General features: G+C 68.1%; 15 protein-coding genes. 11 read left to right on the top strand and 4 right to left on the bottom strand.

Features of this window, described 5'->3' with window-relative positions; all coding sequences use genetic code 11:
- Positions 1-58: 58 nt before the first annotated feature.
- Positions 59-223, bottom strand: coding sequence for a hypothetical protein (locus WS54_RS33970; RefSeq protein WP_179955196.1), 165 nt, complete (start codon positions 221-223; stop codon positions 59-61).
- A gap of 447 nt (positions 224-670) precedes the next feature.
- Between WS54_RS33970 and WS54_RS10075 the strand changes: the two genes are divergently transcribed.
- The 6 genes from WS54_RS10075 (at position 671) to WS54_RS10050 (ending at position 6,394) form a co-directional block, all read left to right on the top strand.
- Entirely contained in the window at positions 671-1,624 is a 954-nt protein-coding gene (locus tag WS54_RS10075; protein ID WP_034204289.1) for a choline ABC transporter substrate-binding protein, read from the top strand.
- 61 nt (positions 1,625-1,685) lie between these two features.
- Complete coding sequence (locus tag WS54_RS10070) at positions 1,686-2,615, top strand: 3-keto-5-aminohexanoate cleavage protein (protein WP_034204290.1); 930 nt, start codon at positions 1,686-1,688, stop codon at positions 2,613-2,615.
- Positions 2,616-2,701: 86 nt separating this feature from the next.
- A complete protein-coding gene (locus WS54_RS10065) occupies positions 2,702-3,667 on the top strand; it encodes an L-carnitine dehydrogenase (protein WP_059786155.1) in 966 nt (321 codons plus the stop codon).
- Positions 3,668-3,677: 10 nt separating this feature from the next.
- On the top strand, positions 3,678-4,166 hold the full coding sequence (locus WS54_RS10060; protein WP_059786152.1) for a thioesterase family protein: 489 nt from the start codon (positions 3,678-3,680) through the stop codon (positions 4,164-4,166).
- 48 nt (positions 4,167-4,214) lie between these two features.
- A complete protein-coding gene (locus WS54_RS10055; protein ID WP_059786149.1) occupies positions 4,215-5,171 on the top strand; it encodes an alpha/beta hydrolase in 957 nt (318 codons plus the stop codon).
- A gap of 23 nt (positions 5,172-5,194) precedes the next feature.
- Entirely contained in the window at positions 5,195-6,394 is a 1,200-nt protein-coding gene (locus WS54_RS10050; RefSeq protein WP_059786147.1) for a TauD/TfdA family dioxygenase, read from the top strand.
- Between the two features lie 193 nt (positions 6,395-6,587).
- On the opposite strand, the gene WS54_RS10045 is transcribed toward WS54_RS10050, so the two are convergent.
- The 3 genes from WS54_RS10045 to WS54_RS10035 all read right to left on the bottom strand — a co-directional run bounded on the left by WS54_RS10045 (position 6,588) and on the right by WS54_RS10035 (position 8,541).
- Complete coding sequence (locus WS54_RS10045) at positions 6,588-6,884, bottom strand: DUF4148 domain-containing protein (protein WP_034204295.1); 297 nt, start codon at positions 6,882-6,884, stop codon at positions 6,588-6,590.
- A gap of 214 nt (positions 6,885-7,098) precedes the next feature.
- A complete protein-coding gene (locus tag WS54_RS10040) occupies positions 7,099-8,085 on the bottom strand; it encodes an oxidoreductase (protein WP_059786144.1) in 987 nt (328 codons plus the stop codon).
- A 165-nt stretch (positions 8,086-8,250) separates the two neighbouring features.
- The gene (locus WS54_RS10035) at positions 8,251-8,541 is read right to left on the bottom strand and encodes a DUF3331 domain-containing protein (protein ID WP_006484717.1); all 291 of its coding nucleotides are present in this window, start codon (positions 8,539-8,541) and stop codon (positions 8,251-8,253) included.
- Positions 8,542-9,205: 664 nt separating this feature from the next.
- On the opposite strand from WS54_RS10035, the gene WS54_RS10030 reads away from it, so the two are divergent.
- From WS54_RS10030 to WS54_RS10010, 5 genes are all read left to right on the top strand, one after another.
- Positions 9,206-9,970 carry an SDR family oxidoreductase gene (locus WS54_RS10030; protein ID WP_059786223.1) on the top strand — a complete coding sequence of 255 codons (765 nt, stop codon included), beginning with the start codon at positions 9,206-9,208 and terminating at the stop codon, positions 9,968-9,970.
- A gap of 79 nt (positions 9,971-10,049) precedes the next feature.
- Positions 10,050-10,892, top strand: a complete 843-nt coding sequence (locus WS54_RS10025; protein ID WP_059502362.1) for an ureidoglycolate lyase — start codon at positions 10,050-10,052, stop codon at positions 10,890-10,892.
- A 23-nt stretch (positions 10,893-10,915) separates the two neighbouring features.
- Positions 10,916-12,193: an L-fuconate dehydratase gene (locus WS54_RS10020; protein WP_059786142.1), complete on the top strand. Its 1,278-nt coding sequence runs from the start codon at positions 10,916-10,918 to the stop codon at positions 12,191-12,193.
- A 70-nt stretch (positions 12,194-12,263) separates the two neighbouring features.
- The gene (locus WS54_RS10015; RefSeq protein WP_059786131.1) at positions 12,264-13,040 is read left to right on the top strand and encodes an SDR family oxidoreductase; all 777 of its coding nucleotides are present in this window, start codon (positions 12,264-12,266) and stop codon (positions 13,038-13,040) included.
- A gap of 12 nt (positions 13,041-13,052) precedes the next feature.
- Positions 13,053-14,591 carry a sugar ABC transporter ATP-binding protein gene (locus WS54_RS10010; protein WP_059786130.1) on the top strand — a complete coding sequence of 513 codons (1,539 nt, stop codon included), beginning with the start codon at positions 13,053-13,055 and terminating at the stop codon, positions 14,589-14,591.

Below are 14,591 nucleotides of genomic sequence, written 5' to 3'. Positions count from 1 at the left end.
CGCCGACCGCGCCGCGTCGCTACCGGGCCAGCGTGTTCGGCCGGACCGACGTCGGGACTCACACGCCGTATCCCGCGTCGCGCATCAAGCGGCGCGCCACGTCGCCGCGCGGGCCTTCCGCGTCGAAGCGCGCGCGAAGGTTCGCGTCTGCGTCGCCCGTCACGCCGCGGTGCATGATCGCGACGATGGCGAAAAGGGCGACGACGAAGCAAGCGACGAGCATCGTATGGCTCCTGGCTGGAGAGGCTGGAGGCGGGCACCGCGACGGCCGGCCGTGTCCGTCGGCATCCGTTCCAATGACGCGCAACATCCGGGCCCGAAGCGGCACGGTAACCGGCGGGCGGCGCGCGATCGCCCGGCGACGCCCAGCATAGGGCCGGCCCGCGGTATTCGGCGACGTGTCGGAAATCTGTCAGCAAGGCCGTGGCGGAATCGAAAGGCGCACGCCGTATCCGGGCAATCCCGTCGCCCGCCAGAAAAACCCCAAATCCCCATCCGGCAAGCCTCCCGCAGAATCTAGTGGTTTCCACTCATAGTCGCAAACAGGCAAGAACAGGTCGCCGCCGGTCTTCTCGGCGCGAATATGGCTCGTTACTTTTACTCCCACGATGCAGGCCGGCGCACACTCCGCGCACCGGCTGCCGCGAGATCAACCGGGAGGAATCGAACCATGAAGTCGACGAAGATCGCCGCGCTCACCGCGGCCGTGCTGGCGACCGGTGCGTTCACGCACGCCGCGCATGCCGAGACGGAGGCCGCGACCTGCCGCACCGTGCGTTTCGCGGATATCGGCTGGACCGACATCACGTCGACCACGGCGCTCGCGTCGACCGTGTTCGAGGCGCTCGGCTACAAGCCGACCACGACGATCGCGTCGGTGCCGATCTCGTTCGCCGGTCTCAAGAGCAAGCAGCTCGACGTGTCGCTCGGCTACTGGTGGCCCGTGCAGCAAAAGCAGTTGCAGCCGTTCCTCGACAGCAAGTCGATCAACGTCGTCGAGCCGCCGAACCTGTCCGGCGCGAAGGCGACGCTCGCGGTGCCGAGCTACGAATACCAGGCCGGCCTGAAAACCTTCGACGACATCGCGAAACACCGAGCGGAACTCGACGGCAAGATCTACGGGATCGAGCCGGGCAGCAGCGCGAACGCGACGATCCAGAAGATGATCGACACGAACCAGTACGGGCTCGGCGGCTTCAAGCTCGTCGAATCGAGCGAGGCCGGGATGCTGGTGACGGTCGAGCGCGCGGTCCGCGAGAAGAAGTGGGTGGTGTTTCTCGGCTGGGAGCCGCATCCGATGAACATCCAGCTCAGCATGAACTACCTGTCCGGCGGCGACGCGGCGTTCGGGCCGAACTACGGCGAAGCGCGCGTGTACACGCTGACCGCGCCCGACTTCATCGCGCGCTGCCCGAACGCGGGCAAACTCGTGACGAACCTGCGCTTCTCGACCCAGCTCGAGAACCAGCTGATGCAGTCGGTGATGAACAAGACCAAGCCGGCCGAGGCCGCGAAGGCGTACCTGAAGAAGAACCCGCAGGTGCTCGATCCCTGGCTCGCGGGCGTCAAGACGTTCGACGGCAAGGACGGCCTGCCTGCCGTGAAGGCGTATCTCGGCCTGTAACGGCCTGCGCCCGCGCGCTACCCGCAATGCGACACAACCCGAATCAAGCGAGGCATCCAGCATGAACCACGAAGTCATCATCACCTGCGCCGTCACGGGCGCGGGCGATACGGTCGGCAAGCATCCGGCGATTCCGGTCACGCCGAAGGAGATCGCGGCCGCCGCGATCGAAGCCGCGAAGGCAGGCGCGACGGTCGCCCACTGCCACGTGCGCGATCCGCAGACGGGGCGCGGCAGCCGCGACCCGAACCTGTATCGCGAAGTGGTCGACCGCATCCGCTCGGCCGACGTCGACGTGATCATCAACCTGACGGCCGGCATGGGCGGCGATCTCGAGATCGGCCCCGGCGAGGATCCGATGCGCTTCGGCAAGGGCACCGACCTGGTCGGCGGCCTCACACGCCTCGTACACGTCGAGGAACTGCTGCCGGAAATCTGCACGCTCGACTGCGGCACGCTGAATTTCGGCGACGGCGATTACATCTACGTGTCGACACCCGCACAGTTGCGCGCCGGCGCGAAGCGCATCCAGGAACTCGGCGTGAAGCCGGAACTGGAGATCTTCGATACGGGCCATCTGTGGTTCGCGAAGCAGTTGCTGAAGGAAGGGCTGCTCGACGATCCGCCGCTGTTCCAGCTGTGCCTGGGCATTCCGTGGGGCGCACCGGCCGATACGGGCACGATGAAGGCGATGGTCGACAACCTGCCGCCGGGCGCGCACTGGGCCGGCTTCGGGATCGGCCGCATGCAGATGCCGATGGTCGCGCAGGCGATGCTGCTCGGCGGTCACGTCCGCGTCGGCCTCGAAGACAACATCTGGCTCGATCGCGGCGTGCATGCGACCAACGGCACGCTCGTCGAGCGCGCTCGCGAGATCGTCGAACGCCTCGGCGGCCGCGTGCTGACGCCGGCCGAAGGCCGCCGCAAGCTCGGTCTGCCGGCGCGCGGCGAACGTGCGCTGGAGCGTCGCGCGATCGCCGAATTCGCGTGAGCTTTTTCACTGACCGACATTGCATGGCGGTATGCGTCGATGCGCGGCCGCCCACCGATTTCCCCTGAATTGAAGGATGTATCGACATGGCAGTGAAGACCGACATCAAGACGTTTGCCGCCATCGGCACCGGCGTGATCGGCAGCGGATGGATTTCCCGCGCGCTCGCGCACGGTCTCGACGTGGTCGTGTGGGACCCGGCGCCGGGCGCCGAAGCGCGGCTGCGCGCGAACGTCGCGAATGCGTGGCCCGCGCTCGAACGCGTCGGCCTCGCGCCGGGCGCCGATCCCGCGCGGCTGCGGTTCGTGTCGACGATCGACGAATGCGTAGCCGACGCCGATTTCATCCAGGAAAGCGCGCCCGAGCGCGAGGCGCTGAAGCTCGAGCTGCACGAGCAGATCAGCCGCGCGGCGAAGCCCGATGCGATCATCGCGTCGTCGACGTCGGGGCTGTTGCCGACCGACTTCTACGCGCGGGCGACGCATCCGGAGCGCTGCGTGGTCGGCCATCCGTTCAACCCCGTCTACCTGCTGCCGCTCGTCGAGGTGCTCGGCGGTGCGCGCACGTCGCCGGAAGCGGTCGAAGGCGCGATGGAGGTCTATCGCAAGCTCGGCATGCGGCCGCTGCACGTGCGCAAGGAAGTGCCGGGCTTCATCGCGGATCGTCTGCTCGAGGCGTTGTGGCGTGAGGCGCTGCATCTCGTCAACGAAGGCGTCGCGACGACCGGCGAGATCGACGACGCGATCCGCTTCGGTGCGGGTATCCGCTGGTCGTTCATGGGCACGTTCCTGACCTACACATTGGCCGGCGGCGATGCGGGCATGCGACACTTCATGCAGCAATTCGGCCCCGCGCTCGAACTGCCGTGGACGAAACTGGTCGCGCCGACGTTGACCGATGCGCTGATCGACCGCGTCGTCGAAGGCACGACCGAACAGCAGGGCACGCGCAGCATCAAGGAGCTCGAGCGCTATCGCGACGAGTGCATCACCGAGGTGCTGAAATCGATCGCCGCGGTGAAGGCGCGGCACGGGATGCGATTCGAGGAATAAAGGACAGGCGATGACGGGCGATACCCCGCTGACGATTTACCGCGACGTGGTGCGGCCCGAATGGGTCGACTACAACGGCCACCTGCGCGATGCGTTCTACCTGCTGATCTTCAGCTTCGCGACCGATGCGTTGCTGGATCGCATCGGCCTCGACGACGCCGCGCGTCGCGAGCGGGGGCGCTCGGTCTACACGCTCGAAGCGCACGTGAACTACCTGCACGAGATCAAGGAAGGCACGGCCGTGCGCGTCGATGCGCGCGTGCTCGCGCACGACGCGAAGCGGCTGCACCTGTATCTCGAACTGTTCGCCGACGGGCATGGCGACGCGGTATCGGCGAGCGAGCAGATGCTGCTGCACGTCGATACGCGCGACGGCGCGAAATCGGCGCCGTTCGACGACGACGTGGCCGCGCGCGTGACCGAGCTGCACGCATTGCAGCGCGATTGCGCGGCGCCCGCGTATGCGGGCCGCGTGATCGGGCTGCCGCCGCGCCGCTAGCGGCGCGCTTCGCCTTCCGATCCCCCCTTCGACCGCGGAGCGCACACGATGCTCGAACCGGAAATCGCGGCGTTCGTCGCGGCTGTCGACGCGTGGTATCCGGCCGATGCGGCGCTGCGCTCGCCCGACGAGCAGCGCCGCCTCTACGACCGCTTCGCGGCCGAATGGACGCCGGCCGCGCTGCCGGCCGGCATCGTGCAGCACGACGCCGTGTGGCGCGCGCCGGACGGCCGCACGATCGCGCTGCGGCGCTATACGTCCGCGCACGGTGCGCCGCGCGGCACGGTGCTGTTTTTTCATGGCGGCGGTTTCGTCGTCGGCTCGCTCGACAGTCATGCGCTGATCACCGCGCAGCTGGCGGCCGATACGGGCCTCGACGTGATCGCCGTCGACTACCGGCTGGCGCCCGAACACCGCGCGCCAGCCGCACTCGACGATTGCGTGGCGGTGACGCGCGCCGCGCGCGATGCGCGCTGGCCGTTCGGGCCGTGCGCGCACCCGTTGACGCTCGCGGGCGACAGCGCGGGCGGGATGCTCGCGGCGGCGGTGGCGACCGCGCTGCGCGATGCGGGCGAAGCGAGCGTGGACGGCATCGCGCTCGTTTATCCGATGCTCGGTTTCGAACCGCAATCGCCCGCGCGCGAAACGGAAGCGCACGCGCCGATGCTGACGCTCGACGACGTGCATCGTTATCGCGCGCTGTACTGGGGCAGTGACTCGTCCGACGCGTTGCGGAGCGGCAACCCGCTGCTGCGCGCGTCGGCGCCGCTCAACGCGGCGCGCTTCGACGGCTTGCCGCCGGTGCTCGCGATCGGCGCGGAGCACGATCCGCTGCGCGACGATGCGCGCGTGTACGTCGAACGGATTCGCGCGGCCGGCGGGGTCGCGCGCCACTGGATGGGAGAGGGGCTGGTGCACGGCTGCTGGCGCGCGCTCGGGACGAGCCCGCAGGCCGCACGGATGCACCGGATGGTCGGCGGGTTCTTGCTCGCACCGCACGCGTAGCGAGCGTTTTCCGGGAGGCAACGATGCAGGCAGCGGCGCAACACCGTATCGAGGACTGGCGGACGTTTTCGGCCGACGCGGCCATCGCGACGGCGACGATCGGCGATGACGCGGTGAATATCGAGTGGAGCGACGCGCGACGATCGCCGTTCCATTTCGACTGGCTGCGCGACAACTGCGCGTGTGCCGCGTGCGTGCATGCGATCACGCGCGAACAGGTGTTCGAGATCGCCGATGCGCGCGAGGATCTGTCCGCGCTCGCCGTGCATGTCGAAACCGACGGTGCGCTGCATGTGGAATGGAACGACGGGCACCGCAGCGCGTGGTCGCCGGGCTGGTTGCGTGCGCATGCATACGACGATGCGTCGCGCGCGGAGCGCCTGGCCGCGCACGAGCGCCACGTATGGACCGGCGACGATGCGACGGCGATCGGCGGGTTCGCGTGGCGCGACGTGATGGAGGACGACCGCGCGCTGCTGGCATGGCTCGGCGCCTTGCAGCGCACGGGGCTGACGCTCGTCGAGGGCGTGCCGGCCGAGCGCGGCCGCGTCGACGGGATCGCGCGCCGCATCGGCCTGATCCGCGAAAGCAATTTCGGCGTGCTGTTCGACGTCGAATCGAAGCCGCGCCCGGACAGCAATGCGTATACGTCGCTGAATCTTCCGCCGCACACCGACCTGCCGACCCGCGAACTGCAGCCCGGCGTGCAGTTCCTGCACTGCCTCGCGAACGACGCGACGGGCGGCGACAGCATCTTCCTCGACGGCTTCGCGCTCGCGGATGCGCTGCGGCGCGAACATCCGGACGATTTCGAACGACTCGCGTCGACGCCGTTCGAGTTCTGGAACAAGAGCGCGAACAGCGACTACCGCTGTTCGGCGCCGGTGATCGGGCTCGATGCGCGCGGCAACGTCACGGAAGTGCGCGTCGCGAACTTCCTGCGCGGGCCGCTCGATGCGCCGGCCGGCTCGGTTGCAGCGGTCTATCGCGCGTACCGACGATTCCTCGCGCTTGCGCGCGAGCCGCGTTTTCGCGTGCAGCGCCGGCTGCGGGCGGGCGACATGTGGGCGTTCGACAACCGGCGCGTGCTGCATGCGCGCACCGAGTTCGACCCGTCGACGGGCCGCCGGCACTTGCAGGGCTGCTACGTCGATCGCGACGAACTGCTGTCGCGGTGGCGCGTGCTGTCGCGATCGGCGCCGGCCGGGGCCGTGGCGCGCTGACCGGCGCACACGACGCATTCACGCACACCTCGCCGGGAAAAAGCGCCCGGACGCCACGCGTCCGGGCGAAGCCACCCGCTGCCGGGCGGCGGAGGTATGCGTTTCACAAAAAAGACGAGCCCCGCGAAGGGGGCTCGTCCGGACTGCGTGACTTCATCGCGCGATGCGCGGCGCCCGCCGCGGGCGCGTCGGCTTACTGGCCGAAGAAGATCGAATCGCGTGCGTTCGACGACGCAGCCGGCGCGCCCGAGTGGACGAGCGGAGCCGGTTGCGCGCCGTAGCCGCTGGTGTCGGCACCATGAACACGCGCTTCGGCGCTCTGGATGTCGTTCGGGTAGTACGGGCTCGACACGCCCGGCTTGTAGCCGGCTTGTTCGAGCTGGACCAGTTCGTTGCGCACTTGAGCGCGCGTCACGGTGCTTTGCGCGAATGCGCCGAACGAAGCGGACAGGGCGGCAGCGGCAACGACTGCGGAAACGAGCGATTTCATGGTGACCTCCGGTGTTTTATTGAGTTCGCTCTCGACACCATGTCTTGAGCGATTGATCAAATCTTAGTCACCGGCATGTTCAGGGTAAACGCTGATTTTGACGATAAATTGTTTCCTGACCGGTAACAGTGCGACGCCGAATCAGTCTTTCAACGGGCTTTCTTTTCGGTTGATGCAATAAGTATGAAGAATATCGTGCGCGCCGGCACGCGATTCAGCGCGCTTCGGCCGTCGTGTCGAACGGCCGGCCCGGCGCGCGTCCGGCGGGCGCGCCGGCGCTGAGGAAGCGCACGCCCGTCGCGGCTTCCGATGCTTCCCACAGCAATGCCGCCGACGCCGCGCTGCGCGCCGCGCGCGGCACGCTTGCCGGTGCCGGCAGCCCGCGCGATTCGAACCAGCCGGACGGACCGATGTACGCGCCGCCGGCCAGATCGGGCGACGTCGCCGCATGAATCGCGGGCAGCGCGCCCTGAGCGGCCGGCTGTGCGAGATACCGGTTCGCGGCGCGCATCAGCGCGGCGCGGGCCGGCGAGCGGTCCATCGCCGGGCCCGCGAACTGCAGGTTGGTCGCCGCGTAGCCGGGGTGCGCGGCGACGCTGATGCCGGCGAACGCCGCGCGCTCGAAACGGCGCTGCAACTCGATCGCGAACACGAGGTTTGCGAGCTTGCTGTCGCAATAGGCGAGATAACGGTTGTAGCGTCGTGCGGCGCGCAGGTCGTCGACACGAATCCGGCCGGCGCGGTTGAAACCGCTCGACATCGTGACGACGCGCGCTCGGCGCGCCGCGCGCAGCGCCGGCAGCAGATGGCCCGTCAGCGCGAAATGGCCGAGATGGTTGGTGCCGAACTGCATCTCGAAGCCGTCGCGCGTGTGCCGCAGCGGCAGAAACATCACGCCGGCGTTGTTGCAGAGGATGTCGACGCGGCCGTGGCGTTCGCCGACGTCGGCCGCGAAGCGGGCGATCGACGCGAGATCGGCGAGGTCGAGCGGATCGACTTCGACGCGTGCATGAGGATGAAACCGGCGGATCGCGTCGGCGGCCTGCGCGCCGCGGGCGGCGTCGCGGCAGCCCATCACGACCGTCGCGCCTTTCGCGGCCAGCGTTTCCGCGAGCTGCCAGCCGAGACCGCTGTTGGCGCCGGTCACGACCGCGACCTTCCCGCCTTGCGCCGGGACGTGGCGCGCGCTCCATGCATGCATGTCTGCCTCCATCGGCGCGGCCGATCGGCTGCGGCGCCTAATCGTTACATTGAATGATGTAACGATAGTGCGGGCGGACGTTGCAGACAAGCGGAGGAATTAGACCGGCGCTTCTAGGGCGGGCGGATGGCGTGGCGCCGCCGGCCGGCGCACGGCGGGCGGGTTTTACCTGCTGCCGGCCAGCGCGAGCACTTCGGCGGCGGAGATCATGGCGGCGGCGTTCGCGGGAGCCGGGCGTTCGGCCGGACGGAATACTTCGTCGCCGCGGTGGATGACCTGGCGCGACAGCGCGCAGGTCCCGGTGCGCTGCGCGAAGCGGCGTCGCCAGCGCTGCTCACCGTAGTGGCAGCGGCCGGGTTCGACCCAGCGGACGACGAGCAGCGTATCGGAACGTTCGAGGATTTCGACGTGGACGTCGGCGGGATCGAGCGCAGGCAGGGATTTGGAGGCCTTCATTTTGCCGTTTCCTAAAGCTCGTGCGGGTTCGGCCGTGGCAGTGGATGTCACTACCCGATGGCGAATCCGTAGCGGTTTCCATGAGTGGTGCGCTAAATGTAAGCGTCTGTGACCGGAAAAAACATCCTGTCTGGCTCAAATTACCTTTTGCCGATTTAGAAACAATCCACGCTTATTTTCTTGAAAAACCAACGACAAAAGGCCCCGGACGCGAAGTCCGGGGCGAAAATCGGCCCGCGCGCCGTGTCTGCTCGCCCAGTCACGGGATACATCGCCAGGGACGGAGGTGCCCGCAGAGATCCGGCGCGGGCGGGGGAGGCGATGTACCGGAAGCGCGGTCCGGCAACGCCATGATGGCGCGCGCCACCCGTTGACACCCTGACGCGAACATGACTTTTTTGTCAGTTTTCCTGTCCGCCGCGCCGAACGTCGCGGGAAGAAGCGGCTGGAACGCCCGCCGGTATTGGGTTCGAGCGGATCGCGAGGCGACGCCTCGACGCTACTTTCGCGCCGAATTTCGTGCGCCGGACGGATTCTTCGGCCCCGGGTAAATACTGAATCCCAATTTCGTGACAAACGCGCGATCCGTTCCTATGATTGGTTGGACCTTTAGTCCTTTGTGCCAATCGGCCGACGGCTGGCCGGCTTTTTCGGAGAGATGCTCATGAGATTGCAGGGCAAACGCGCGCTGGTGACGGCGGCCGGGCAGGGCATCGGCCGCGCGACCGCGCTGCGGTTCGCGAGCGAGGGCGCCGACGTGCTGGCGACCGACATCAACGAGGCCGCGCTGGTGCGGCTCGAAGCCGACGCCGAACGCGCGGGCGGCCGGCTGGTCACGCGGCGGCTCGACGTCACCGACGCGCACGACATCGCCGTGCTCGCCGCGAGCGAACGCGCGTTCGACGTGCTGTTCAACTGCGCGGGCTACGTGCACCACGGTTCGATCCTCGAGTGCGACGAAGACGCGTGGGCGTTCTCGCTGAACCTGAACGTCACGTCGATGTACCGGCTGATCCGCGCGCTGTTGCCGGCGATGCTCGAAGCGGGCGGCGCGTCGATCGTCAACATGGCGTCGGCGGCGTCGAGCGTGAAGGGCGTGCCGAACCGCTTCGTGTACGGCACCACCAAGGCGGCCGTGATCGGGCTGACCAAGGCGGTGGCGGCCGATTTCGTCGAGCGGGGCATCCGATGCAACGCGATCTGCCCGGGCACGATCGAATCGCCGTCGCTGGCGCAGCGGATCGAGGACCAGGCGCGCACGCGCCACGTGTCCGCCGACGAGGTGCGCCAGGCGTTCGTCGCGCGTCAGCCGATCGGCCGCATCGGCACCGCGGACGAAGTCGCCGCGCTCGCGCTGTATCTGGCGTCCGACGAAGCGTCGTTCACCACCGGCACGATTCATCTGATCGACGGCGGCTGGTCTAACTGACCGTGTCTAACCGACCGTGTCCAACTGACCGTGTCTAACCGACCGCGCCTCCCCATTCACTTTCCGCTTACACGACGCTATGAAACTGCTGAGATTTGGCGACAAACATCATGAAAAACCGGGCCTGCTGGATGCGCAGGGCCACATTCGCGACCTGTCCGGCGTGATCGACGACATCGCCGGCGACGTGCTGACCCCCGCGTCGCTCGCGCGGCTGCGCGACATCCCGCCGTCGTCGCTGCCGCTCGTCGAGGGCACGCCGCGGCTCGGCGCGTGCGTCGGCCGCGTCGGCAAGTTCATCTGCATCGGGCTCAACTACTCGGATCACGCGGCCGAATCGGGGATGGAAGTCCCGAAGGAGCCCGTCGTGTTCGGCAAGTGGACGAGCGCGATCTCGGGCCCGAACGACGACGTCGAGATCCCGCGCGGCTCGGAGAAGACCGACTGGGAAGTCGAGCTCGGCGTGGTGATCGGCCAGGGCGGCCGCTATATCGACGAAGCCGATGCGCTGTCGCACGTCGCGGGTTACTGCGTCGTAAACGACGTGTCGGAGCGCGAATACCAGCTCGAGCGCGGCGGCACGTGGGACAAGGGCAAGGGCAACGACACGTTCGGCCCGCTGGGCCCGTGGCTCGTGACGGCCGACGAAGTGCCCGATCCGCACGCGCTGCGGCTGTGGCTGGAAGTGGACGGCCACCGTTACCAGAACGGCACGACCGCGACGATGGTGTTCCGCGTGCCGCACCTGATCAGCTACCTGAGTCGCTTCATGAGCCTGCAGCCGGGCGACGTGATCTCGACCGGCACGCCGCCGGGCGTCGGCCTCGGACAGAAGCCGCCCGTCTATCTGCGCGCCGGACAGGTGATCACGCTCGGCATCGACGGGCTCGGCGAGCAACGCCAGCGCACCGTGCAGGCCTGATTTCCTTCAACGGACGGTTCGTCATGCCTATCATTCGATCGATGCGCGTCCTCGACGTGCGCTTTCCGACCTCGCGCCAGCTCGACGGCTCCGACGCGATGAATCCGGACCCCGATTATTCGGCGGCCTACGTCGTGCTCGAAACCGACCGCGACGGCCTCGAAGGTCACGGGCTCACGTTCACCATCGGGCGCGGCAACGAAATCTGCTGCGCGGCGATCGACGCGATGCGCCACCTCGTCGTCGGCCTCGACCTCGACTGGATCCGCGAGGACATGGGCCGGTTCTGGCGGCACGTCACGTCGGACAGCCAGTTGCGCTGGATCGGCCCCGACAAGGGCGCGATCCATCTGGCGACGGGCGCCGTCGTCAATGCGGTGTGGGATTTGTGGGCGAAGGCCGTCGGCAAGCCGCTGTGGCAGCTCGTCGCCGACATGAGCCCGGAGGAGCTGGTGCGAGCGATCGACTTCCGCTACCTGACCGACTGCCTGAGCCCGGACGAAGCGCTCGACCTGCTGCGCCGGCAGGCGCCCGGCAAGGCCGCGCGGATCGCCGCGCTGGAGCGCGACGGCTACCCGTGCTACACGACGTCGGCTGGCTGGCTCGGCTACAGCGACGACAAGCTGCGCCGGCTGTGCCGCGAGGCGGTGGAAGAAGGGTTCGACTACGTGAAGCTGAAAGTCGGCGCGAACCTCGAGGACGACATCCGCCGCGTGACGATCGCGCGCGAGGTGATCGGCCCCGACCGCAAGCTGATGATCGACGCGAACCAGGTGTGGGAAGTCGACGAGGCGATCGACTGGGTGCGCGAGCTCGCATTCGCGCGGCCGTGGTTCATCGAGGAGCCGACGAGCCCCGACGACGTCGAAGGACATCGCAAGATCCGCAAGGCGATCGCGCCGGTGCAGGTCGCGACCGGCGAGATGTGCCAGAACCGCGTGCTGTTCAAGCAGTTCATCGCGCGCGGCGCGATCGACGTCGTGCAGATCGACGCGTGCCGGCTCGGCGGCGTGAACGAGATTCTCGCGGTGATGCTGATGGCCGCGAAATACGGGCTGCCGGTGTGCCCGCACGCGGGCGGCGTCGGGCTGTGCGAATACGTGCAGCATCTGTCGATGATCGACTACGTGTGCATTTCCGGCACGAAGGAAGGGCGCGTGACCGAGTACGTCGATCATCTGCACGAGCATTTCGTCGAACCGTGCGTGGTGCGCGGCGCGGCGTACATGCCGCCGACGGCGCCCGGTTTCTCGATCGAGATGAAGCCCGAATCGCTGGAGCAGTACCGGTTCCGCGGCTGACGCATGGCCGCGCACGACGGCGCGCCACGCGTGTCGTGCGCGGCGACAACATGAACGACGGAGACGCGAAGTGGATTTGAATCTGCAAGACAAGGTCGTGATCGTGACCGGCGGCGCGTCGGGCATCGGCGCCGCGATCTCGATGCGGCTGGCCGACGAAGGCGCGATCCCGGTGGTGTTCGCGCGCCACGCGCCCGACGACGCGTTCTGGCAAGCACTCGCACGGAAACAGCCGCGCGCCGCGTGCGTGACCGTCGAGCTGCAGGACGACGCGCAGTGCCGCGACGCCGTTGCGCAGACCGTCGCGCGTTTCGGCCGCATCGACGGCCTCGTCAACAACGCGGGCGTCAACGACAGCATCGGGCTCGACGCCGGGCGCGACGCGTTCGTCGCGTCGCTCGAACGCAATCTGATCCACTACTACGTGATGGCGCACTACTGCGTGCCGCACCTGAGGGCGGCGCGCGGCGCGATCGTCAACATCTCGTCGAAGACGGCCGTGACCGGGCAGGGCAACACGAGCGGCTATTGCGCGTCGAAGGGCGGGCAGCTCGCGCTGACGCGCGAATGGGCCGTCGCGTTGCGCGATGACGGCGTGCGCGTGAACGCGGTGATCCCCGCCGAAGTGATGACGCCGCTGTACCGGAACTGGCTGGCGGGTTTCGACGATCCGGACGCGAAGCTCGCCGGCATCGCGGGCAAGGTGCCGCTCGGCCGGCGCTTCACGACGGCCGACGAGATAGCCGATACGGTCGTGTTCCTGCTGTCGGATCGCGCGTCGCACACGACGGGCCAGTGGCTGTTCGTCGACGGCGGCTATACGCATCTCGACCGTGCGATCAGCTGAGGGCCGCGATTCATGCAACCCGACCCGACCCCGAACACCGCGCCGCCGCTGATCGCGCTGGCCGGCATCGGCAAGCGCTTTCCGGGCGTGCAGGCGCTCGACGATTGCCGTTTCGACCTGCGCGCGGGCGAAGTGCATGCGCTGATGGGCGAGAACGGCGCCGGCAAGTCGACGCTGATGAAGATTCTCGCGGGCGTCTATCAGCGCGACGCCGGCGAAATCCGGATGGACGGCCGCCCGGTGGAGATCGCCGATCCCCGTGCCGCGCAGGCGCTCGGCATCGGCATCATCCATCAGGAACTGAACCTGATGAACCACCTGAGCGTCGCGCAGAACATCTTCATCGGCCGCGAGCCGCGCGGGCGCTTCGGCGTGTTCGTCGACGAAGACCGGCTGAACCGCGACGCGGCCGCGATTTTCCAGCGGATGCGGCTCGATCTCGATCCGCGCACGCCCGTGGGCAGGCTGACGGTCGCGAAGCAGCAGATGGTCGAGATCGCGAAGGCGCTGTCGTTCGACTCGCGCGCGCTGATCATGGACGAGCCGACCGCCGCGCTGAACAACGCGGAGATCGCCGAACTGTTTCGCATCATCCGCGACCTGCGCGCGAACGGGGTCGGCATCGTCTACATCTCGCACAAGATGGACGAGCTGCGCCAGATCGCCGATCGCGTGACCGTGATGCGCGACGGCAAGTACGTCGCGACCGTGCCGATGGCGGATACGTCGATGGAGGCGATCATTTCGATGATGGTCGGCCGCCAGCTCGATACGGACACCCGCACGCCGCCTGATACGTCCGCGAACGATATCGCGCTCGAAGTGCGCGGGCTGTCGCGCGGCCGCGCGATCCGCGACGTCGGCTTCACGCTGCGGCGCGGCGAGATCCTCGGCTTCGCCGGGCTGATGGGCGCGGGCCGCACCGAGGTCGCGCGCGCGGTGTTCGGCGCGGACCCGGTCGATGCGGGCGAGATCCGCGTGCACGGCAGGACCGTGACGATCCGCACGCCCGCCGACGCGGTGAAGGCCGGCATCGGCTATCTGTCCGAGGATCGCAAGCACTTCGGGCTCGCGGTCGGGATGGACGTGCAGAACAACATCGCGCTGTCGAGCATGCGCCGCTTCGTGCGCCGCGGCATGTTCCTCGATGCGCGCGGGATGCGCGAGGCCGCGCAGTCGTACGTGCGGCAGCTCGCGATCCGCACGCCGTCGGTCGCGCAGCCCGCGCGGCTGCTGTCGGGCGGCAACCAGCAGAAGATCGTGATCGCGAAGTGGTTGCTGCGCGACTGCGACATCCTGTTCTTCGACGAGCCGACGCGCGGCATCGACGTCGGCGCGAAAAGCGAGATCTACAAGCTGCTCGATGCGCTCGCCGCCGACGGCAAGGCGATCGTGATGATCTCGTCGGAGCTGCCCGAGGTGCTGCGCATGAGCCACCGGATTCTCGTGATGTGCGAAGGCCGCGTGACCGGCGAATTGCGCGCGGCCGACGCCACGCAGGAAAGGATCATGCAGCTCGCGACGCAGCGCGAGTCGACCGTGTTGCCCTGA

It is taken from the genome of Burkholderia sp. NRF60-BP8 (assembly GCF_001522585.2).
GTDB lineage: Bacteria > Pseudomonadota > Gammaproteobacteria > Burkholderiales > Burkholderiaceae > Burkholderia.
The sequence above is the reverse complement of the archived record's forward strand: the minus strand, read 5'-3'. Positions and strand labels throughout refer to the sequence as shown.